This window comes from Acinetobacter sp. WU_MDCI_Abxd143, from assembly GCF_025514195.1.
GTDB classification, from domain to species: Bacteria; Pseudomonadota; Gammaproteobacteria; order Pseudomonadales; family Moraxellaceae; genus Acinetobacter; species Acinetobacter pittii_H.
Genome location: NZ_JAHPTH010000002.1, coordinates 592,996 through 616,169, shown reverse-complemented (window position 1 = coordinate 616,169; position 23,174 = coordinate 592,996). Strand labels below are relative to the sequence as shown.

Here is a 23,174-nt window from a genome sequence, read left to right as displayed (position 1 = left end):
TTTATTCCCACTTAGCCATTGGCTTAGATAAATCAAATGTTGTTAAATCGACTTCTTTTGCTTCTGTGCCTGTTTTGATTAGCTCTGTAAAACCACTTTTATCGGTAAACCCCTCGATTTCAGTGCCGTCAGGTCCTTTCAATTTAAAATATTGCTGTGCAAGTGGCTTCCCAGTTTCTTGATCTTTAAGCTGAAACTTAAGCCCGTGCTCGTCAGTTTGAGGAACAAAACTATCTTGTGCTTTACTCGCTGATGAACTTTGTGCAGAACCTCCACCATTGTCTTGAACTACTAGGTTTTGTTGAGGGAGTAATTTACAGCCACATGAAAGAGAGTCGTTAACACGAGCAGCAGCTTTACCAAAGATTTGCATATACGGGTCGCCTGACACAATAGTTGCAACAACTTTATGAGTTGGGCAGGTGGCTTTGTCTCCGACACAGGCAACGGGAATCCCGTCAATTAGGAACATGCTGTTCCCTGAAATTACTTGACCGCCACCAGTAGTGGGACAGCCTATTGTTATATATGGTGTTGCCAAACTTATTCCTTCTTATCTTTATGAAGTTTCAAAATCATACCAAAGAGGGGGTAGACAATACTGTATAGTTTTATTGTTCAGTAGAGCTGACTTATTTTCCAAGGCCTCCGTGCCACAACAGAACTTTAATTTTTTGCGCTGATTTAAAGTCGTCCACCATTGCGACACAGAGATAAGGGAGCTAAGCCAAACGCTTAGCCCATGTCTTCTTTATCGCACCGCCGCATCACACTAAAAAAAGTAGGGGCAAAGTCCTGTGGGAGAGCAGGACTTTGCAAACTGACATGTTCTAGACGTTGCATGAGCTTAGGTGAATACACTTGTTCAAGCCGTTGGAAAATACAGTCGCAACTGGCTTGGGTGTGCCCACCCGACAGGCAAATTTTTTCAAAATCCTGCTGAGTGTGTAGGTCACAACCCGAAACGCTGTAATCGCCGACAACGAGGGCTAAAACTAAAATAGTTTTATAAAATTTCATATTATTCTCGTAATGATTGGGGATATATCAATGAGAAAAAATAAACCGCTATATTTTAAGTTTTAAAATCATTTTTAAAGGCAATAGTTAACCCGCCTATAAAAGCAATAAAATAAAATGACTTAAATTTTAAAATAAAAATAATTTATAAATTTGAAAATTTAGATAATAGAAAACCCAAATTTTAAATAAATAAAAAGTTTATAAGGGAGAGGGGATTAATCTAAAAAAGGTCATGGTTAACTCCTAAAAATTTATGGAGCTCTACCACCAAAAATCACCGTCAATTGATTTGGGTGGTAGAACGAGAAGGGGTTGACAGACTGGGTATACACCAGCACGCGCAAGCGCGTCCCCCTCCCGTCCTACCGCAACGGTAAGGGGGAGGTGCAGGTTGCGCACAAGTCTGATACTCAGGAAGTATAAACCTGATACGCTGTATACTCGGTCTGTCAAAACCGACTGGCAATGTAGGCCAGCGAGACCATAATAATCATAAGTTTTTAACAGGTCAATTCAATTTAAATAAAATATTATAAAAATTTTAAATATAAATTTATATTTTAATAAAACTCAAAAGTTAATATATTTAAAGCTGTAAATTAATAAAAATAATAAAGCTAAACTAAACGTTTAGCCTGTGCTTAAAATGTATAACGGTAATTAATAAATACTCGGTGCTGATCCCAATCTTTACGGGTCATGCCATTTATTTTTTCACCTAGGTTTACATTTTCAAACTTTGATTCATAATGCAAAAATGAATAACGCACATCTAAGTTTTTCACCCACGGCAAGGCATAACTCACCGTAAAGTCAAAGTAACGCTCTTTACCTTCAATATCACTGCTGATGTTACTTTGGTGAGCGCCAAAGCCATAAATATACTTCGCTTCGGTTTTTAAACCTTTCACATAGTCTTTCCAGTTATATTTCAAGCGAAGGGCGACAGCGGTTTCATCGTTATTGGTAAAGTCGGGGCCAATGGTCGCAGAGGTCGGAAACGGGTTGGTGCCGTGGTCTTGCGTTAAAACCGAGTTGCGGGCGGAGTGCACGGCAAAGTTATCTTCAATCCAAAAACCATCAAACTTTGAAACGGCAATGCCACCTTCAATATTATTTTTGGCCACATTTACATCGACAAAATAACCATTCCCGCGGTTGTTAATGTCTTGGCCTTTGACACAATCCAGCTCAGTTTCGGCACCGCATTTAAACAGCTTGCCATCATCACGCGAGAAAAAAGCACCTGTGTTGAATGTCCACACTAAGCCATGCAAGGGCAATTTATATTGAGCAATTGCCCCGTACTTTTTTAAATAATCTTTGCTATTTAAATATTCGGCATTCACGCTCCAGTTTTTGTATTGATACTTGGCACCAAGCAAACCGATATAATCAATTCGTTCGTCATTCTCAGTCACCAGTTTTTCAAAAGAGTCCATGCTGCGCGGTTTCCAGCGGTCATAGTAAGCCATGTAAGTCTGTAGCTGATCATTCAGTTGAAACTGACCACTCGCACCCGAAAAGGTATCGGGCACCGCGCGGTTATTGGTGCTTTTGAGTAAAAGCGAATCGTGCAACTGACGGCCTAATTTAATTTCGCCTTTATCGCCGAGTTTTGCTTTGAGGTAGAGCTGCCCTAAAGTTGCAAAGTTTTGATCGAGCTTGCCGTTATTTTCGACCTCTAAAAGTTGGGCGCTAGGCTTGCCAGAGTCAAATAACTTAGTGACTGCATAGAGTGAGCCATCTACCCCAAGCCAGTCCCAAAAGTAAGGTGACTGATAATTTAACTCAAGCCCTAAAGCACTTTGTTCATATTCACTCGACGAAGGTGAAGGGTTAGCGAGCGTGGGGTGGGCAGTGCCTTCATCGTTCCAGTAACGGGTGTTAAGCTTTAATTCTAACTTGCCAAATTGTTGAGGAAGCTCTGCATAAGCATTGCTCACACTGCCTAAGCCAATACAGCCCCATAGCAAATATTTATTCATTTTAAATTCCTTTTTTAAGCATGAATAAGCCCTTTGCCTAACGCTAAGGTTAGGCAAGCTTTTTATGAAATGGATGAATTAAGGAGAGAGTTTTTCGAGCACTTGGCCTTTGGTTTCAATGGCAAACAAGAAGGTGACTAGACCACCTATGAGCGCCACAACCGCCAGCACACTGAACACATATTGAATGCCGTAACCACCAACAACCAGACCCACCATAACAGGCCCAATTGCAGAGCCGGCACGGAGCCAAGCGGTACTAAAACCAATGCCCATGGCACGTAGGCGAGTTGGGTAAAGTTCGGCAGCGTAGAGGTATAAAGAGAATGAAATCGTCTGCAAAATGGCATAGCTAATCGTTGCGAAAATTACAACTTCCATCGCCGATTTTGCGCCTAAAACCGAGAGGCTCATGAGTGGAATAATCGCCAAGAAAAACGCTGCACTGTACCAAGGACGGCGACCGACTTTATCAATCATTAACGCACAGATAATAGAGGCAATCACACCCACGCCCGAAGTAATCCAGCCATAACCTAAACTGGTTTGCAGTGACAGGCCAAAGTGTTGTTTGTAAAGAGATGGCAGCCAAGTCACCATGGCATTGTTCACCATATACACACAAAACCACATGCCCCACAGGGTAAAGGTACGTTTGCGGTAGATGCCACGGAACAGCTCGCGCCAGTCGGTTTTTGCCATGCCTTGCGGGTTAATTTCTTTAACTACAGGTTCAGCCAAAGTTTTACCGCTTTTGATGGCACCATCTTCAAAGCTTTTGACGACTTGATCCGCTTCTTTAAAACGGCCTTTTGAAGCAAGCCAGCGTGGCGACTCAGGTAAGAAAAACCGTAAAGGAATGACCAGTAAAGAGGGAACGAGGCCCACAATAAACATGACTTTCCAGCCGTAAATTGGCATCAGGAAAAATGCTGCCATGCCTGCAAACATAAGACCAAGTGGAAATAAAACTTCATAGAGCAAGAAAAACTTACCACGCTTTTCTGCACCAATAAACTCATTAATATAGGCACTCGCAACAGGCACTTCGCCACCTGTTCCCACACCTTGTAAGAAACGGAAAATTAACAGCGACATTCCGCTCCACGCAAACAAACAAGAAATGTCCATTGCCACAAACAGTAAAATGGTAAAAGACAGCACTTTTAAACGACCGACTTTTTCGGCAAGAGAACCAAAGAAGATTGCACCGACCAGTTGCCCAACATAGCCCGCGGCAATGATCGCACCGACATAGGCAGGGGTCAGGTGCCATTCGGTAATGAGTTGGGGTAAAGCAAAGGCAATCGCAAGAACAGTATAAGCGTCAAAAAAGGTCGCGATACCGATGGTAATTCGCATAAATTGCAACCGACCAGTGACGGGGAGCCGTTCAAGTCTTGCAATAATTTCCGCATTTTTTTGATGATGACTAATTTGTTCTACATCCGCTAGATTTGTCATCTTATATCTCCTTATCACTACATTCCTCGTAGTTTTGTTGTTCTATTTCGCACTACCTGTTCACCACAGTTTGCATGCTTTTTATTATTGTTTTTAAGAGACATGCCCGATGTTTGGCCTCAGGCAGCGTACAGGAAAAAAAGGCTAGCGTACATGCTAGCCCGAATAGAATTTAAGCAACGGCTTGGGTTAAATCGACCTTGCCAATTCCAGCTTGACGCATCGCATCATGAATTTCTTGCTCAGCACCATCTGCCAGTGGAAGCAGTGGCGAACGCACAGTGGCATGGTCCAAAATTCCGCGAGCAACCAATGCATGTTTAAGCGCGACTGTGCCTTCCATGTGTGAACCACGGTGATAGACATTGCGAGTCACTGGTAATAATTGGTCGTGAATCGCACGAGCTTTAGCGTAATCTTTGGCTTTACCTGCTTTAATCATTTCAATTAAAAGTTCAGGAGCAATGTTGCCGTAGCCAACTAAAGCGCCGTCTACATCAAACATGGTGTGAAGCAAATATTCATCGTGGCACGTCAACACCTGTAAGTCCGGACGTTCACGGCGAATAATCGGAATTTCGACATCCCAGCGGCGCATGTTACGTACACCATTTTTCATGGCAAATACGCCTGGCTGTGCAGAAATATCGAGTAGAGTGTCTAGGTCGTAAGTGGCCTTCGTTGCATCTGGATATTGGAATAAAATAGATGGCAAACCACTTTCTTCATAAATTGCTTTATAGCGGTCTTGTGGTGCGCCTTTTTGATAACCAAAACGCAACCAGCCATGTGAAGGATAAATCAAACCTGCCGAAGCACCCGCGCTCACTGCACGTTTTGCTTCTTCTGCTGCAACCGAAGTACCTTCGAGTGTAATCCCTGCGATTACCGGAATTTTGTCATCTACCGATTTAACAAAGCTTTCGATGACCTGCATTTGTTCTTTTTGCGACAAGAATGTTCCTTCACCTGCATGCCCAAGAACAACCAAGCCTTTCACACCATCAATACTGCCTAACCATGAACCTAAACGTTGAATTGCATTATGGTCTACTTGCCCGTCACGGGTAAAAGGAGTCACAGGTGCTGGGGTTAATCCACGTAAATCTAAACTCATAATCGTACTTCCTATACAGTGTAATTAAATATTCTCTGGTTCTTAATCTGACTTAAATCGTGTTGTAGAGAACATGATTGGAGTATAGAAATTGGTGAGCTATGTAGGAATTACCAATTCTTGAATTTCAGTTATACTGAAAATGTATGGCTCAAAAATGCAAGTTTACGATTTAGGAAGAATCGATGAATTATGAATTATGGAAAATATTTTTAGACGCGGTGGAACTCGGTAGCTTAAGCAAAGTCGCGATGCTGCATAACACCAACCAACCGCAAATCAGTCGGCAAATGAACGAGCTTGAAGCACAATGTGGCGGTCGTTTGTTTAACCGAACTGGGCGTGGCGTAGAACTCACCGATTTAGGCCAGCATTTACTTCCTAAAATTCGTTCATGGCTGAACGTGACCGACCAACTTAATAATGAAATTTTGCACTCGACCGATACACCGATTGGTACAGTTCGCATTGCCAGTTTGCCGTCTACTGCACATCCGTTGTTATCGACTCTCTATAAAGTGCTTCAAGAGAAATATCCCTTAATTAAACTGTCGGTGCGTGAAGGGCAAGGGGTACATTTAGAAAAATGGCTCGAAGATGGCAGCGTCGATTTAGCCATACTCTATCGTTTTAATCCGACGCCTAAACAGGGCGATGTTTACCTTACTGAAGCCGATACCTATTTGGTCGGCTGTGAAGGAGATGCACTCACTCAGGCCAATGAAGTCGACTTTAAAGAGGTAAGTCAGTTACCACTGGTCACGTTTTGCAGGCCAAGTAACTGGCGCAATTTTTTAGACCACATGGCCTATGAAAATGGGGTAGAACTAAACATTGTGTTTGAAGCCGACTCGATTAGTTTACAAACGCATTTGGTTTCCGAATCTCGCATGTACACCATGTTGGGGCCGCAAGCTTTAAAAAAAGCCAGCCAATACACCTCAATTCAAGCCGCAAAAATTATTAATCCCACGCTAAAGCGTTATATTTCTTTGTCTATTTCTAAGCATGGCTATTTAACGCCTGCGTGTAAGGCGGTGATGGAGGAAATTAGGAATTTGGCCGATTTGCTTTAATGCACTGGTAAAGCTAAGAACGGCACTGTTGCATGGTACGACGCATGGTTTTTACAAAGTCACGCGGTACCTCAGGGCTTTGTAAACTTAAATTTCCAAGTTTATTCATAAATTTGGGCGAGTATTGGCGTTCTAAACGATGATAAATGCATGTACAGCTTGCACGGCTGTGACCAGCAGCAATACATTTCAAGTAGAAATCACGATGAGGACTGTTTTTTTGACCTGCAAAAGCAACAGACACAAATAATAATCCCCCTAAAAAAACTAAATAATTATGAAGTGACATATTCCTTCTCGTCGTTGTTGTTTTTCATTATCCATATCTTGGCATAACTTTTTCATGTTCAAAATCAGTTGATAACAACTCGCGGCTTCATCATAGTTAGAACAGTTTTAGAGGTCAAATTGATTTGAAGATGAGAACCCTTTATTGTGCTAAAAACAGACAATTTTAATTGTTGCTATTTTGAAGACAGTGTTGCGACATTAAACACTCTATGTTTTTACATGCTTTTTTGTTTTTATAAATGCTTTAGTTTTGATTTGTTTTTAAATATTTAAAACATCTTTGTACTGAATTAATGACTTTAAAATAATAGGATGCAGCTTATGCCTGATACCTCAATGCAACAAGAGAAACAAAGTACCTGGGCCATATGTCGAGATCCTGTTTTACTCACTATGGTGGGCGGGGCAATTGATACTATTGGCTTTATTGCATTGTTTGGTTTTTTCACCGCGCATGTGACGGGAAACTTAGTGTTGGCAGGGGCAGCATGGGTTAAAGGTGGCTCGGGTTTATGGATCAAGCTTGCCGCAATCCCGCTATTTATTTTGACCGTTGTTATTACCAAACTATTAATTGACCGCAGTCAGGTCAAACACAAAACGCTGTCTTATTTATTTTTATTTGAAGCTATTTTTCTGTGTGCCTTTATGGTGGCAGGGCTTTACTTCGAACCATTTAAAAATCCGGATGCGCTAACAGTTGCAGTAACGGGAGGACTGGGTTTAATTGCTTTGGCTATTCGTAATACTTCAAGCAAAACCCTTATTAAAAATATTAGCCCAAGCACCATGATGACAGGCAACACTACCCAGCTTGGGATTGATATTGCCAACCTACTTAAAAACAATAACGCAGCCAATCGGGCCAGTTTTCTAAAAAGCGCCAGTATTGTAATTGGGTTTGTGATTGGTGCTTTCTTGGGAGCGATACTCTATGTTTATTTTGATTTCTGGAGTGTGGTGCCGTTTATCTTACCAATTTTGTATTTCTCTTATTTAGCTTCACAGCAAAAGTTCAACCAAGCTTAATTTGAAGAAAATAACAAAAAAGCCTGAATTAAAATGAGTTCAGGCTTTTTTTTCGTAATAAAGGAAGACGGAAGCGGAGTCGAAATTGTTCGTTCACTGCTTTACAGGCATAATGACCAGATGGGGAATACATTCGATTAAGGAAGGCAGAATGACTAAGTCTTACCATTATTCAATCATAACAATAATGGCTTTGCTCAGTGGCTGTCAGGTCATTCATTTAAAAGAAAGTAATTTAAGCAATGCTTTAAAAAGTAAGAATGAAAGTATTCTGACCGATGGCACCTTAAGTCATCAAACCCAAAACTTACTGTATTTGGTCAAAGAAGATGAAAAAACTTGCCTACAAAATTTTGATGATTGTTTAAATAAGGTTCAGAGCCTGTCCGAAAATAGCAGCCGAGAAGAACGCTATGCTGCGCTGAGTGAAATTTACTTGGCAAAAGCTTTAGATGTCGGGCGTAGCAGCCAGTGTAATGTCATTAATAAAAGTAACAGTTGCGTTGAGCATGAGTTAGCGCTGTTCGATAAAAGCTTGCGCTATAGTTATGTCTATTTATTTGACTCTGAAGAGTCGCCGTTTGATCGGGTGTTTGATCATCGCCAAAATCAGGTACGTATTTTTTATAACGTTGCCTTGTCAAAGCTCATGACCACGTATTTTAATCATTTAAATACACATCGTTTTCCGCCATTGCTGAAAGCAGATGGGCATGAGTACCACGTCAATTTTGACCACGCGTTAGATGTACAAAAAATTGAAGTCGATACTTTTCGCTCAAGCTATAACATGAACTTTTCCGGTTTTAATACCGTTAACCGTAAGGATGGTTTGGGGGCAGAGTTTATTGTTGGGCGTAAAGAAAATGATGTGAACCACGTCTTCATTTTAGATCCCGATAATTTTTATGCTCACCAAGCCAACCCTAATATTCATTTACCACGCTTCTTTCCAGCTACTGCCATTGCATATCCAAAACAAAAAGCCACAGCCGATCAGGTCATTGCTGGGGCAGAGTTAGAAATTTCAATGTTCGATCCATATCGACAAGATCGTGTAAAAATTGAAGGTGTGGACTATCCACTAACGGCAAACTATTCGGCACCTTATGGGCTTTGGCTGTCGAAATATAATTTAGGCGCAGCAGGTTATTGGTCTTTAATTAATAAAGAAGCCAATTTAATCATGCCGCATTTATATATGCTGGAACCTTTTAACCCGAATAAGAAAATTATTGTGTTTGTTCATGGTTTAGCAAGTAGCCCAGAGGCGTGGGTGAGCCTAACCAATGACATTATGGGCGATGCCGAATTAAGAAAAAACTATCAGGTTTGGCAGGTGTTTTATTCAACCAATATGCCAATTTTTGAAAGTCGTTTTCAGATTTATTCATTGCTGAATCAAGCTTTTCAAAATGTTGCTAAAGACAGCTATGCGGCACATGATGCCGTGTTAGTTGGGCATAGTATGGGCGGCGTGATTAGCCGTTTACTGGTGAGCAATGCCGATGTTTCAGAGCAAGCCATGCAAAAAATGAATGAAGCTCAGCTAAATCGTTTAAAAGAAAATCCGGTCATTCGTGAGCGTTTTCAGTTCAAGGCTTTGCCATATTTTAATCGAGTTGTTTTTGTTTCGGCACCGCATCATGGTACAGACTACGCCGACCGATGGTTTACCCAAATTGCCCGCCGTATTATTCGTTTGCCCGCCGATTTTTTTATTGCGGTCGAAATGAGAGATGAGAAAAATACCAAACTCAGAAAAGGCTTAATTGAAAACGGAGCAAGTAATTTAAGCCGTTCTTCCAACTTTATGCAGTTGACTCAAGCTATTCAACCATCGCCCCAAGTGGTCTATCACTCGATTATGGGTAATATTAATGGGACAACAGATAAGTTAAAAAGCAGTGATGGGATTGTTCCTTATCAAAGTTCACATTTGGGTGGGGAGCAGTCAGAGCTGATTATTAAAGGTGGCCATTCAATTCAAACTAGCCCAGAGGCAATTTTAGAATTACGCCGTATTTTACGATTGCATTTAAAGCAGTCGCAGCCTTCAAAATAGAAATTTTTGTTTTTAGAAAACCACTGTTGAACTAGGTCAACAGTGGTTGAAATAATTAATTTAGCTGATTTTGTTTGAGCGATTTTTTATGCTCAAAGTAGCTGATTGAAAAAATGACCAAGCCGACCAAATACAAAACACCAGACAAAAGCAGTAAGTCTAAACCTGCCGCATAGAGTAACCAAAGCGCATAGATTGAAGCGACACTTGCAATCGCAATATGCGGTGTGCGTTTATGGCGAATAGATTCTTTAAGATAAAAAGCCGACACCAGAAAATAAGGTAGCAAAATCATGACCGATGAAATCAATAAAAGCTGAGTGTAATTTTTATTGAAAAAATACACGGCAATCAGGGAGCCTTGCACCACAATGGTGGTGAGCCAAAGGGATGAAATGGGTACATTATTTTGATTATTTTTTAAAAATAATTTCGGGAAAGCACCATTTTTTGCAGCCAAAAATGGAATTTCAGTGGCAAATAAAGTCCAACTTAAATAAGAGGATGCAACCGAAATAATCAGTCCAATGGTAATAATGATGGTACCCGGCAAGCCGATCAGTTGCTGTAAAATGGTCGCCATAGATGGGTTATGCATGCCTGCAAGCGCTTCACGACTTGCCACACCATAAGCCAATACTGTCACCATCACGTAAAAACTTAATGCCAGCAAAACACCTAAAATAGTTGCTTTACCAATATCATGACGCTTTTTTGCACGCGATGATAAAACTACAGCACCTTCAATACCGGTAAATACCCAAAGGGTAATGAGCATCAAGTCTTTCACTTGCTGCCAAAGTGGAACTTGCAAAGAGAAGTCATTTAAATTGAGTTTGAACAAATCAAACTTAAATGCAATGAAGGTAAAGAAGATGAAAACCACCATTGGAATAATTTTGGCAATGGTTGCCAGTAAATTCACAATCGCAGCTTCTTTAATGCCTCGACTCACTAACCAGTGTACCAGCCATACAAAAATGCTTGAGCCAATCAGTGAATAGAGCGTATTACCTTCACCAAAAATAATATGGTCTTTGCTATCGGTAAACATGCCGACGCCTGAAAAGGCAATCACCACATAACCGACAATACCAATGGTGGTACATAACCAATAACCCCACGCCGAGCAAAACCCGATGAGGTCTCCAAAACCTTCCCGCGCATAGTTATAAATACCACCGTCAAGATCTGGTCGTTGACGCGTTAAATGTAATAGAGTGAGGGCCAAGAAAATAATGCCGACCCCAGTAATGAGCCATGCAACAAGAAGGGCAGAGCCATTAGCGACTTGAGCCATATTTTGGGGGAGGCTAAATACGCCTGACCCCACCATAGAACTAAAGACCAGCGCTGTAAGAGACAATAGTCCAATTTTGGCAGCAGACATGGTATTTATTCTTTAAAAAATTGAGAGAGTTCAGCAATGTGTTCTGGCCCGATACCACAACAACCGCCCACTAAACTTGCACCTGCTTGCTGCCATTGTTTAGCAAAACCAAGATAAGCTGGAGCATCTAAGTCTTTACGAATTTCATCGAGACCATCGTTGGCAGTAGCGCTTTCATCTTGCGGTGGGAAAGCATTGGCATAAGCACCAATTTGCACAGACTCAGGAATAAGTCCTTTAATTTCATTAATTGCTTGCAAGATCACTTCAGGTTGGCAGCAGTTAAATAACACTGCTTTGGCATTGGATTGTTTGATGAAATCAGCCACTTGTTGCATATTTTCGCCTGAACGGAGTAGCGCTTGTTCTTGTTTAATCTCATCTTGCAGCGTAAATGACACCCAATAGTCTTTACCATCTTGTGGTAATAACGCATGGACGGTTTCAACTTCTTTTAAGCAAGATTGGGTTTCAGCGAGCCAAAAATCTACTTCCGGTGCCAATGTGTTAATGATGGGCTCAGCTAGGTTTTTAGCCTGTTCAGGTTGGAACAGATCTGCACGGTAAGAGCCAAATAACGGTGGTAAGCAGCCAGCAATTTTGACATTTTTGCCGCTTTCTTTAACCGCATTTTTTGCCTGTTCAATTGCAACTTTAATTAAACGCACGCCGTCTGTTTCAAAGCGTTCTTGTCCAATATGAAACGGCACAACAGCGTAGTTATTAGTCGTAATCACTTCTGAACCAGCGTTAATAAAATCGAGGTGTACTTCTTTTACTGTTTCAGGAGCTTCAATGAGTGCGAGAGCAGACCACTCTGGTTGACGAAACGGAGCGCCACGGCGGGCCAATTCACGGCCTAAACCGCCATCTAAAATTTTCATAAAATACAACGTAAAGGGAGAAAAATAATTCAGCTAATCTAGCGTGTAGATGAATCGTGTTCAATCGCGAATATGCTCGATATATTTCTAAATAAATTAGATTGTTATGAATAATTTTTCTTAGGAGGAATTCTGTAAACAATGTTCAGTTTTACTGATGAACTTCATGTGAAACTGAAAATATTTTTATTTAAAAATACAGAATAAAAAATGATCTTATAAAGCGCCAAATTGTTGCCAGCTTTCACCAGTATGCTGCGTTTTATAATACGCTTTAAGTTGCTCAAGCTGCATAAAGTGTATGCCTGACCAAATCAATAAACTGATGAATATTAAAACCTTAGATAAACTCCGAACTTTTTCTAGGCGAGCAAAAGCTAACAGGACAAAAAATAAGGCAGGTAAAAATATAAAGAATTGAACAGGGGAGAAAAATAAATGAGCAGTGCTGAAATATAACGCCATTGCACTCATCAACACATTTAAAACAGCACATAGTTTTTGATATTTACCGAGCTTAAAAGAGTAGGCAGTTATGGCAAGTAACAAGGCTGAGCTGACATAAATGGCTGTACCACCAATCATCCACATATAAAACCCGCTCACCAAAAGATAAGTCAGTAGCAAAACAAGCACGAGCTTAAAACAAAATGACAAGAGGCGAGATGATGAGTTTAAAGGCGTCATAGCGAATCTAAATATCTCAAGTGAAGGCTTAAAAAACAAAAGGACGAATCGAAATTCATCCTTTTGGTATTTTACTTATACATCGTCAAACTTAGTTTGCTTTTGCAACTGGGGCAGCAGCAGTTTCATCGTTTGCAGCTTTGAACGGAGATGTATAGTTCAAGCCAAGCGTAGAACTTGTGTACTGACGAACTTTGTCGAGTAACACAGGATCTTTGCTCAAGTCTTGCTTATAAGACACTACAATTTCATGAAGCTTTTGATTCCACTTACCTTCAGTTTGCTGAGGGAAAGCTTTTTCAAGCAAGTTAAGCATGATGTATGGAGAAGTCGAAGCACCAGGCGACGCACCTAACAATGCAGTTACAGCACCATCTTTAGACGCAAAGATTTCTGTACCGAATTGAAGTGTTGCTGGTTTACCCGGTTCTTTTTTGATGATCTGAACACGTTGACCACCTTGGCTTAAACGCCAGTCTTCAGCTTTCGCATCTGGGTAGTATTTACGAAGTTCATTGAGACGGTCTTCATCTGACATCATCACTTGGCTCACCAAGTATTTAACAAGATCAAGGTTTTCCAAGCCAACAGTGGTCATTGGTAAAACGTTGCTTTTGTTTGTTGATGCAAGCAAGTCAAGCTGAGAACCATTTTTCAGGAACTTGTTTGAATACGTTGCAAATGGTCCAAACAATACATATTTTTTACCGTCGATATAACGTGTATCAATATGTGGTACAGACATTGGAGGCGCACCAAGTTCAGCACGGCCATACACTTTCGCTGTATGTTCTGCAGTAATTTTTGGATTGTCAGTAATTAAGAACTCACCACCAACAGGGAAGCCAGCATATTGTTTCGCTTCTGGTAAACCAGTAAGTTGCAATAATTTAACTGCTGCACCACCTGCACCGATAAATACAAAACGTGTTTTAACGTGATCTACTTTACCAGTTTTCAAATTTTTGAAAGCCACCGTCCAAGTTTTGTCATCATTTTGGCTGATGCCGGTCACTTCAGTTGAAGTCTGTAATTTGAAATTAGGATTTTGATTTAAATGACTCACTAATTGTTTAGTGATTGAACCATAGTTCACGTCAGAGCCAACATCCATACGAGTTGCTGCAACTTTTTGACTAGGGTCACGGTCATTCATGACTAAAGGTGCCCATTGTTTAATTACAGCTGGGTCTTCAGTAAATTTCATGCCTTTGAACAGCGGACTTTGGATCATGGCAGCATAACGTTTTTCTAAGAATTGAACGTTATCGCCCCAAACGAAAGCAATGTGCGGAACTGGGTTAATGAATGTTTTTGGTTCAGCTAAAACACCTTGTTTTACCTGATGTGACCAGAACTGTTTAGCAACTTCAAATTGAGAAGCAACTTTTTCAGCTTTGGTAATTTCCATCTTACCGTTTTTCTCTTCGGTATAGTTCATTTCCATAAAGCCAGAGTGGCCTGTTCCGGCATTGTTAAAGCCGTTTGAACTTTCTTGAGCAACTTGATCAAGACGCTCAAACATACGAATTTGCCAGTTTGGTTCAAGCTCAGTGAAATAAGTACCGAGAGTGGCACTCATGATGCCGCCGCCAACAAGAACAGCATCAACAACTGGCTCATCTTTTGCAGTTTCTACTTGTTTTGACGCAGTTGGTCTAAACAAGAAAACAATACCTGCAATTAAAATAAGAATGATTAATACCAGAAGGTATTTCAAAAACTTTTTCATGTAAGGGGGACCTTAAAATAAGTTATTTGAGTCACTTAAGGTGTGAGGAAACCTAGACAGCGTATCCAGACAAAATGGATATAAATGCGAAAGTGAATTCTCAAAATTTGAGAACTTCGAAAAAAATAAAAATGACTTGGGATTATCGCAAACACACTATATTTTAGACTAATTTTGCATTGACAAGACAATTTTTATAATAAATGGGGTTTATCAAAATCATAAATATGATTTATATTTAACCATATTGACTTTAAGTGAGATAATTTAAGTTAATATTCCTTATTTAAATATTTGAAATTAAATTAATAATTTTAATTTGATTAAATTTAAATCATTTGAATAATATTTGCCTATAAAAATCGATTAATTTTTATTTCGTACCCTATTTATGTAAATAAGCTCCTCAGAAGCGCTTATTTTCTGTCATACATCGTTCTTATTAATATTGGTTCTATAAGTATTAAATTAAAGGCATATTCCTGCATAAGAAATATGCCCTGAATGGTTTTATGATGCTACATAGAACGGTGCAGTTGAACGTGGTAACGCTTCACGTCCACGAATCTGGTCTGCAATTTTCTCGGCAATCATAATGGTGGTTGCATTTAAGTTACCGGTAATAATAAGCGGCATGATAGAGGCATCAACAACACGTAAACCCTGCATACCGTGTACGCGACCTTGACCATCTACAACAGCCATTTCATCTTCACCCATCTTGCAGCTACAAGACGGATGGTAAGCTGTTTCTGCATGGTTGCGAACAAAGTCATCAAGCTCCGCGTCAGATTGTAGATGTTTACCTGGGCTAATTTCTTCACCACGATATGGGTCAAGTGCAGGTTGCTGCATGATTTCACGAGTGATCCGAATTGCATCACGGAACTCACGCCAGTCTTGCTCAGTCGACATGTAGTTAAACAAGATACTTGGATGCTCAAACGGATCCTTCGATTTAAGTTTGATACGACCGCGTGAAGGCGAACGCATTGAACCCACGTGAGCTTGGAAGCCATGTTCTTTCACTGCATTACTACCGTTGTAGTTAATGGCAACCGGCAAGAAATGATACTGAATGTTTGGCCATTTGAACTCATCCGAACTACGAATAAATCCGCCCGCTTCAAACTGGTTGCTTGCGCCAATACCAGTACCGTTAAATAGCCACTCGGCACCAATCGCAGGTTGGTTATACCATTTTAAAGCAGGGTATAAAGAAACGGGTTGCTTACATTTATACTGTAAGTACATTTCCAAGTGGTCTTGCAGGTTTTCACCTACACCCGGTAAATCATGAACCACATCAATGTCCATTGATTTTAAGAAGGTACTTTGACCTACGCCTGAGCGCTGTAAAATTTGCGGTGACGCAATTGCGCCTGCACACAGTAACACTTCACGCTTAGCCAGAGCACGTTGTAAGTTGTTTTGATCAGCACCAATAATGTATTCAACACCAATGGCTTGCTTTTGGTTAAACAAGATTTTGTTGGTCGTTGCATGAGTCAGAATAGTCAGGTTTGGACGACCTTTTGCCATATCTAAATAGCCACGTGCAGTGCTTGAACGGCGACCTTTAGGTGTAACCGTGCGGTCCATCGGACCAAAGCCTTCTTGCTGGTAACCATTTAAGTCGTCAGTACGTGGGTAACCTGCCTGTACACCTGCTTCAACCATGGCATGGAATAGCACATTGTTGCCATTTTTTGGTGTAGCCACTGATACAGGGCCGCTATCACCATGATAGTCGTTGCCACCAATGTCACGAGTCTCGGCTTTTTTGTAGTAAGGCAAACAATCGGCATAAGTCCAGTTTTCAAGGCCTTTATGGGTTGCCCATTGTTCTAAATCCATTGCGTTACCGCGGATATAGCACATACCATTAATTAAAGATGAGCCACCTAAGCCTTTACCACGACCACACTCCATACGACGGTTGTTCATGTGTGGCTCTGGGTCAGTTAAATAAGCCCAGTTATAGCGACGACCTTGAAGAGGGTAGGCCAAAGCTGCCGGCATTTGTGTACGGAAATCCAAGCGATAATCTGGTCCACCTGCTTCTAGCAGTAAAACGGTGGTATCTTTGTCTTCAGTAAGACGCGCAGCGAGTACATTTCCGGCAGATCCTGCGCCAATAATAATGTAATCATATTCTTTAATATTCATAACTATCCTTTTTTTACTAACAGTTTGCCTGAGCAATCTATAAAGACTGCTCGGCATATGTGATTTAGGTTGAAGTGTTTAAAGCGATGGAGGCATTAAAAAATACTTTGATAATCGCCAAGTTCAACTTGAATAGATTTGATACGGGTATAGTGCCCAAGCGTGGTCAACCCATTTTCGCGGCCTACACCAGATTGTTTATAGCCACCCACTGGCATCTCGGCAGGCGATTCGCCCCAAGTGTTAATCCAGCAAATACCAGCTTCAATCTGGTGAATAATGCGATGAGCACGGCTGATGTCTTGAGTAACCACCCCAGCAGCTAAACCAAAGGTGGTGTCGTTGGCACGACGGATGACTTCTTCTTCAGTTTCATAGCTTAAGATGCTCATGACAGGTCCAAAAATTTCTTCTTGAACAATAGCCATCTGGTCAGTGCAGTCGCTAAATACTGTCGGTAGTACATAAGCGCCTTTGCCAAGTTCGCCCTCAGTTGCACGGTCACCGCCAATTAACACTTTAGCGCCTTGTTGTTTGCCTGACTCAATGAAGGACAACACTTTTTCCATATGAGGGAAGCTAGTGAGCGGACCGAAGTTGGTGTCTTCAGCCATTGGGTCGCCAATGCGAATACGTTTTACACGCTCTACAACGGCTTTTTCAAAATCGGCTAAACGTGATTTGGGAACAAATACGCGTGTACCGTTGGTACATACCTGACCTGAACTAAAGAAGTTCGCCATGACTGCAATGTCTGCAGCACGGTTAAGGTCGGCATCTTCACAAATAATCAGTGGTGATTTACCGCCAAGTTCCATAGTCACTTCTTTAAGCGTAGAACCAGCAGCACTTGCCATGACTTTTTTGCCAGTTTCCACACCACCAGTGAATGAAATTTTTTCAATCACAGGATGTTCAGTGAGCCACTGACCAATTTCACGGCCAGCACCTTGTACAACGTTAAATACGCCATCTGGTAAGCCTGCTTCTGTATAGATTTCTGCAAGTTTAAATGCAGTGAGTGGAGTGGTTTCGCTTGGTTTGAAAATCATGGCATTGCCGGCAGCAAGGGCAGGGGCAGATTTCCATAAAGCGATTTGAATTGGATAGTTCCAAGCCCCAATACCGGCAACCACGCCTAAAGGTTCACGGCGTGTATAAAAGAAACTTGATTCGCGCAGTGGAACTTGGTCACCCTGAATGGCTGTTGCAAGTCCTGCGTAGTATTCGAGTACATCTGCGCCAGTCACGATGTCGACGGTAGATGTTTCGCTAAAAGCTTTACCTGTGTCGAGTGTTTCAAGACAGGCAAGCTCATCATTACGTTCACGAAGAATGTCGACAGCGCGGCGTAAAATACGTGAACGCTCCATGGCAGTCATGGCAGCCCAGATTTTTTGTCCTTGTTGGGCACTTTGTACAGCAGCTTCAATATCTTGTTCGGAAGCTTGCTGAAGAGTCGCGATTGTCTCGCCGTTGGCAGGGTTAATACTATTAAATGTTTTACCACTGGTTGCTTTAACGTAGCGTCCATGGATATACAATTGATGAACTTGTACATCACTCATTTTGTCTCTCCTGCAAAGGCTTGTTCGCAAATTGCAATTGCGTTTGTACATAATCGTAAGCAATGGAACGAGCGAGGTTGCTGTCAAATTCGTTATGACGGCTTAAACTGCCTCGTAACCATAATCCATCAATCAATGCTGCCAACCCTCTAGCGGCAACACTGGCCTGTTGTTCATTCATTAACTTGAGGAAATAAAACTTCAAGTTAGAGTACAGGCGTTGATCATTAATCTTTTGTAAGCGGCTTAAGTCTGGTACATGCATACTTGCTGACCAAAAGTCTAACCAGACCCGCATTGCTTTTTCATTAACCTGACTAATGTCAAAGTTAGAGTCGATAATGGCCTTAATCTGGCTCTCTGGATGCGAATCTGCTTCTGCTCTGTACTGTTCGGTTTTACGACGCAGAACATTTAACATTTCTTGCATACAGGTATTTATCAACCCTTGTTTGTCGCCAAAATAATGGCTGACAATGCCGGTCGACAACTCGGCTTTTTTTGCAATTTGTGCAATGGTGGTATTGGATAACCCCACTTCATAAATTACGTCGAGTGCAGCGTTCATGATTTCTTCACGTCGCACATGTTCTGGTTTTACTCTGCGTTTTGTCATGGTTGTCCACATCAGCACTTTGAGGGGTGCTTAAAATTCAACATGTTAACTTGCAGAGCATCATAGCACTTTTTTATCATACTTGTTATTGATTGAACGTTCAATCAATAACAAGTATGATATGTAAAAATCAATGAATTTTTGAAGATAACTTCTAGAATAAAGAGGTGAAATCAAAGGTTCTTAAGGATAGGATGATGCGCATAAGTACAGTACTTATCACGTTATTTTGAGAAAAATACACCGATTGCAAGGAGCAATAAGATGGTGTTGAAAAGTGATAGATATTCTTCAGACCATATTCGGTTAAATCGTTTTGTATTTTGGAGTTCAGCCATCAGTATTGGCATTTTTGGCCTACTTTTTGTGCTTTTTCCAGAGAAAAGTCAGTTTTGGTTGACCTATGTACAAGAGCAAGTAAATCACTTTTTTGGGTGGTATTACATGCTAGTTATTGTGCTCTGTCTGGGCTTTGTCGCTTGGCTCGCTTTTTCAAAAGTAGGGCAGATTCCTTTAGGTAAAGATGACGATAAGCCTGAGTTCACTTATCTGGCTTGGACTTCAATGTTGTTCTCAGCAGGGATTGGCATTGCGCTACTTTATTATGGCGTGGCCGAACCTGTTGACCATTTTTTAAGACCGCCGGAAGGTGAGTCTGGAACGATTCAGGCAGCCCGTAATGCAATGACTTATAGCTTTTTGCATTGGGGTATTCATGGCTGGGTACTCTATGCATTGCTTGGAGTCACTTTAGGTTACTTTGCTTTCAGACAAAACTTGCCATTAGCACTGCGTTCAGCGCTTTACCCAATTTTTGGAGAGCGAGTGCATGGCTTGGTGGGTGATTTTGTCGATGGCTTTGGAATTTTAGCGACGGTCATTTCTTTGGTCACCAACTTGGGAATTGGAGCATTGGTGCTGGTATCGGGCATTTGTTATTTACTGCCGCAAATTCCGGATAACTCGGCGACTTTAATTACTGCCGTGCTCATCATGATGTTCGTTGCCACGATTACGACAGTGGTGGGTATTGAAAAAGGCTTGGCATGGTTGTCTCGTATTAATTTACGTTTGCTATATGCATTACTTTTATTTGTATTTTTAACAGGTCCGACCAACCATTTATTAAATGGTCTTGTACAAAATACAGGCGACTACCTCAATAATTTTATGGGTAAAAGCTTTGATATGTATTTGTACAATCAAAAAGCCAGTGGCTGGTTGGGTTCGTGGACCGTATTTTATTGGGCTTGGTGGATTGCTTGGGCACCTTTTGTCGGTATGTTTATTGCGCGTATTTCAAAAGGACGTACCATTCGTGAAGTAGTATTAGGTGTATGTCTGATTCCACTCGGCTTTACACTGGCTTGGATTTCGGTTTTTGGAAATACTGCAATTTATTTAATCTTGCAGCAAAAACAGAAAGTATTAGGTGATATGGTCTTAACTGATCCAGCATTATCTTTATTTAAATTACTCGAATATCTGCCATTTAATCCTTACGTTGCTGGTATTGTTGTTGTAATTTGTTTCGTTTTATTTTTGACACCAGTTGGCTCTGGTACACTAATGATCGCTAATTTGTCCTCAAAAGGGGGCACCAATGATAGTGATTCACCGATCTGGTTACGCGTCTTTTGGTCTGTGGTAATTACCATTGTAAGTATTGGCTTGCTTTTAGCCGGTAGTTTTAACTCCATGCAAAGTGCTGTGGTGTTATGTGGTTTACCATTTTCAGTCATTATTTTGCTTTATATGTTTGGTTTAGCCAAAGCGTTAAAGCAAGATGATTTTGACCCTCAATTAGTGAAAAAACAGTTAGCTGTTTCAAAAGACATTTCAGTCCCATCGAATTGTGACCAGAATAAAGTGACCGAGGTTTTATAACCTCAATCGATCACATCTATATATTATTTTTTTGCGTTTAAAGTCGTCTTTTCATTGTTTTAAATAAGAGTGAAAAGACGAAATTAAATATTTTGTTTTTATTTTATTCCTTGAGGATTGTATGGCAACAGATAATCCAAGAGCAGTTGATGATTTAACATTATCTAAATCTAAAAAAGACCCGCTCAACCGTGTGGTTTTTTATTTTTCAGCTGTACTTATTTTAATTTTTTCTCTCGTCACATTTTTGTTCAACGATTTTGCAAATCGAGTCATGAATGCCGTGCTTCAGTGGGTAACTTCAACCTTTGGTTGGTATTATCTGCTGGCTGCAACACTATATATGGCCTTCGTGATTTTTATTGCCTGCTCAAGATATGGCAGTATCAAATTAGGCCCTAAGCATTCAAAGCCTGAGTTTAGTTTACTCAGTTGGTCTGCCATGCTGTTCTCGGCTGGTATTGGTATCGACCTCATGTTCTTCTCGGTCGCTGAACCACTATCTCATTACATGCAACCTCCAGTCGGAGCAGGGCAAACCTATGAAGCAGCACGCCAAAGTATGGTTTGGACCTTATTCCACTATGGTTTAACTGGCTGGTGTATGTATGCCTTGATTGGTATGTCATTGGGATATTTCAGCTATCGTTATAATTTGCCGCTTACTATTCGTTCTGCACTTTACCCAATTTTCGGGAACAGAATTAATGGGGCAATTGGGCATAGTGTTGATACGGCTGCCGTCATCGGAACAATTTTTGGTATTGCGACGACCTGCGGGATTGGAGTAGTACAGCTGAATTATGGCCTACATGTGTTATTGGGGTTACCAGAAAATATCTGGATGCAATTTATTCTGATTGCTGTCGCGGTGGGTATTAGTATTATTTCGGTGACATCGGGGGTCAATAAAGGCCTGCGGATTTTATCTGAAATCAATATTTATGTTTCGGTCGGGTTATTACTGTTTATTTTGTTCTTGGGAAATACCGAGTTTTTACTCAATGCCCTTGTCCAAAATATTGGTGACTATTTGACCCGTTTCCCTGCTTTAGCATTACAAAGTTTTGCTTTTGAACAGCCTAAAGAGTGGATGAGTAGTTGGACTTTCTTCTTCTGGGCGTGGTGGATTGCTTGGTCTCCATTTGTAGGACTCTTTTTGGCACGTATCTCAAGAGGACGTACCATTCGTGAGTTTGTATGCGGTACCTTAATTATTCCACTTCTATTTACACTTACGTGGTTATCTATTTTTGGTAATAGTGCTCTGCACAGCGTTATTTTTGAAGGTAACCAAACCTTAGCGGCGACGGTGTTAGCAAATCCGGCTCATGGTTTTTATGACCTGTTAGCGCAATATCCGGGCTTTACCTTTATTGCTTCAATTGCCACCGTAACAGGGCTTTTATTCTACGTGACTTCTGCCGATTCGGGAGCGCTGGTTTTAGGTAACTTCACCACTAAACTCACTAATATCGATAATGATGCTCCACGTTGGTTAAGCGTGTTTTGGGCAGTGGCAATTGGTTTGCTCACGCTCGCCATGCTCATGACCAATGGCATTACTGCCTTGCAAAACGCAACTATTATTATGGGATTGCCGTTTAGTTTTGTGATGTTCCTTGTGATGGCAGGGCTTTATAAGTCGCTCAGACTTGAAGATTACAGGCATGCTAGTCTCAGTATGAATGCAGCGCCAGTGGTAGGGAACGTGGATATTCTGAACTGGAAACAACGTTTAACTCGAGTTATGCATCATCCGGGAACCACTGAAACACAGCGCATGCTAGATACAGTTTGTTTGCCAGCCGTTCAGGCTGTTGCCGACGAGCTTGTTAAGCAGGGCATGAATGTGGATGTACAGCAAACCCCGCTAGAAGATGAAGACACGCTTTACCATCTAGATCTCACTATCCATTTGGAAGAAGAGCAAAACTTTGTTTATCAGATCTGGCCTGTACGTTATAGCGCGCCGAACTTCAGTCAGCGTGTAAAACGTGGCAAACAGTTCTATTTCCGACTTGAAACCTATCTTTATGACGGTTCTCAAGATAACGATCTGGTTGGCTACAGTAAAGAACAGGTGATTAACGATATTTTAGATAAATATGAAAGACATATGACATTCTTACATATTAATCGTATTAGCCCGGGGAACCGTCCATTGTTCCCAGATCCACAAGCTTAA

At 41.1% G+C, this 23,174-nt stretch carries 18 protein-coding genes; 5 read left to right on the top strand and 13 right to left on the bottom strand.

What is annotated here, in order from left to right:
• Position 1: 1 nt before the first annotated feature.
• The 5 genes from KTI79_RS07765 to KTI79_RS07745 all read right to left on the bottom strand — a co-directional run bounded on the left by KTI79_RS07765 (position 2) and on the right by KTI79_RS07745 (position 5,592).
• Positions 2-541 (bottom strand): PAAR domain-containing protein, encoded by a 540-nt coding sequence (locus KTI79_RS07765; RefSeq protein WP_032055127.1) that lies wholly within the window; start codon positions 539-541, stop codon positions 2-4.
• Positions 542-735: 194 nt separating this feature from the next.
• The gene (locus tag KTI79_RS07760; protein WP_032055126.1) at positions 736-1,020 is read right to left on the bottom strand and encodes a hypothetical protein; all 285 of its coding nucleotides are present in this window, start codon (positions 1,018-1,020) and stop codon (positions 736-738) included.
• 644 nt (positions 1,021-1,664) lie between these two features.
• Positions 1,665-3,011 (bottom strand): OprD family outer membrane porin, encoded by a 1,347-nt coding sequence (locus KTI79_RS07755; RefSeq protein WP_086376084.1) that lies wholly within the window; start codon positions 3,009-3,011, stop codon positions 1,665-1,667.
• 78 nt (positions 3,012-3,089) lie between these two features.
• Entirely contained in the window at positions 3,090-4,475 is a 1,386-nt protein-coding gene (locus KTI79_RS07750; protein WP_000182794.1) for an MFS transporter, read from the bottom strand.
• Between the two features lie 172 nt (positions 4,476-4,647).
• Positions 4,648-5,592 (bottom strand): dihydrodipicolinate synthase family protein, encoded by a 945-nt coding sequence (locus tag KTI79_RS07745; RefSeq protein WP_000050876.1) that lies wholly within the window; start codon positions 5,590-5,592, stop codon positions 4,648-4,650.
• A 185-nt stretch (positions 5,593-5,777) separates the two neighbouring features.
• Between KTI79_RS07745 and KTI79_RS07740 the strand changes: the two genes are divergently transcribed.
• Positions 5,778-6,668 (top strand): LysR family transcriptional regulator, encoded by an 891-nt coding sequence (locus KTI79_RS07740; RefSeq protein WP_086376085.1) that lies wholly within the window; start codon positions 5,778-5,780, stop codon positions 6,666-6,668.
• Between the two features lie 13 nt (positions 6,669-6,681).
• Here the strand turns inward: KTI79_RS07740 and KTI79_RS07735 are convergent, their stop codons facing one another.
• On the bottom strand, positions 6,682-6,957 hold the full coding sequence (locus KTI79_RS07735; protein WP_032055122.1) for a hypothetical protein: 276 nt from the start codon (positions 6,955-6,957) through the stop codon (positions 6,682-6,684).
• A gap of 323 nt (positions 6,958-7,280) precedes the next feature.
• On the opposite strand from KTI79_RS07735, the gene KTI79_RS07730 reads away from it, so the two are divergent.
• The gene (locus tag KTI79_RS07730; protein WP_032055121.1) at positions 7,281-7,988 is read left to right on the top strand and encodes a YoaK family protein; all 708 of its coding nucleotides are present in this window, start codon (positions 7,281-7,283) and stop codon (positions 7,986-7,988) included.
• 151 nt (positions 7,989-8,139) lie between these two features.
• Complete coding sequence (locus KTI79_RS07725) at positions 8,140-10,053, top strand: alpha/beta fold hydrolase (protein ID WP_032055120.1); 1,914 nt, start codon at positions 8,140-8,142, stop codon at positions 10,051-10,053.
• Positions 10,054-10,108: 55 nt separating this feature from the next.
• On the opposite strand, the gene KTI79_RS07720 is transcribed toward KTI79_RS07725, so the two are convergent.
• The 7 genes from KTI79_RS07720 to betI all read right to left on the bottom strand — a co-directional run bounded on the left by KTI79_RS07720 (position 10,109) and on the right by betI (position 19,099).
• On the bottom strand, positions 10,109-11,443 hold the full coding sequence (locus KTI79_RS07720; RefSeq protein WP_032055119.1) for a basic amino acid/polyamine antiporter: 1,335 nt from the start codon (positions 11,441-11,443) through the stop codon (positions 10,109-10,111).
• A 5-nt stretch (positions 11,444-11,448) separates the two neighbouring features.
• Positions 11,449-12,327 carry a homocysteine S-methyltransferase family protein gene (locus tag KTI79_RS07715; protein ID WP_032055118.1) on the bottom strand — a complete coding sequence of 293 codons (879 nt, stop codon included), beginning with the start codon at positions 12,325-12,327 and terminating at the stop codon, positions 11,449-11,451.
• A gap of 216 nt (positions 12,328-12,543) precedes the next feature.
• Positions 12,544-13,014: a hypothetical protein gene (locus KTI79_RS07710; protein WP_032055117.1), complete on the bottom strand. Its 471-nt coding sequence runs from the start codon at positions 13,012-13,014 to the stop codon at positions 12,544-12,546.
• A gap of 91 nt (positions 13,015-13,105) precedes the next feature.
• Positions 13,106-14,746 (bottom strand): malate dehydrogenase (quinone), encoded by a 1,641-nt coding sequence (gene mqo, locus KTI79_RS07705; protein ID WP_032055116.1) that lies wholly within the window; start codon positions 14,744-14,746, stop codon positions 13,106-13,108.
• Positions 14,747-15,256: 510 nt separating this feature from the next.
• A complete protein-coding gene (gene betA / locus KTI79_RS07700; RefSeq protein ID WP_032055115.1) occupies positions 15,257-16,915 on the bottom strand; it encodes a choline dehydrogenase in 1,659 nt (552 codons plus the stop codon).
• Between the two features lie 95 nt (positions 16,916-17,010).
• The gene (gene betB / locus KTI79_RS07695) at positions 17,011-18,483 is read right to left on the bottom strand and encodes a betaine-aldehyde dehydrogenase (protein WP_032055114.1); all 1,473 of its coding nucleotides are present in this window, start codon (positions 18,481-18,483) and stop codon (positions 17,011-17,013) included.
• Positions 18,476-19,099 (bottom strand): transcriptional regulator BetI, encoded by a 624-nt coding sequence (gene betI, locus KTI79_RS07690; protein WP_016141953.1) that lies wholly within the window; start codon positions 19,097-19,099, stop codon positions 18,476-18,478. The genes betB and betI overlap by 8 nt, the downstream gene beginning before the upstream one ends.
• Positions 19,100-19,363: 264 nt before the next feature.
• On the opposite strand from betI, the gene KTI79_RS07685 reads away from it, so the two are divergent.
• Together KTI79_RS07685 and KTI79_RS07680 are read left to right on the top strand one after the other, a co-directional pair.
• Entirely contained in the window at positions 19,364-20,986 is a 1,623-nt protein-coding gene (locus KTI79_RS07685; RefSeq protein WP_032055113.1) for a BCCT family transporter, read from the top strand.
• A 121-nt stretch (positions 20,987-21,107) separates the two neighbouring features.
• Positions 21,108-23,174, top strand: a complete 2,067-nt coding sequence (locus KTI79_RS07680) for a choline transporter (RefSeq protein ID WP_032055112.1) — start codon at positions 21,108-21,110, stop codon at positions 23,172-23,174.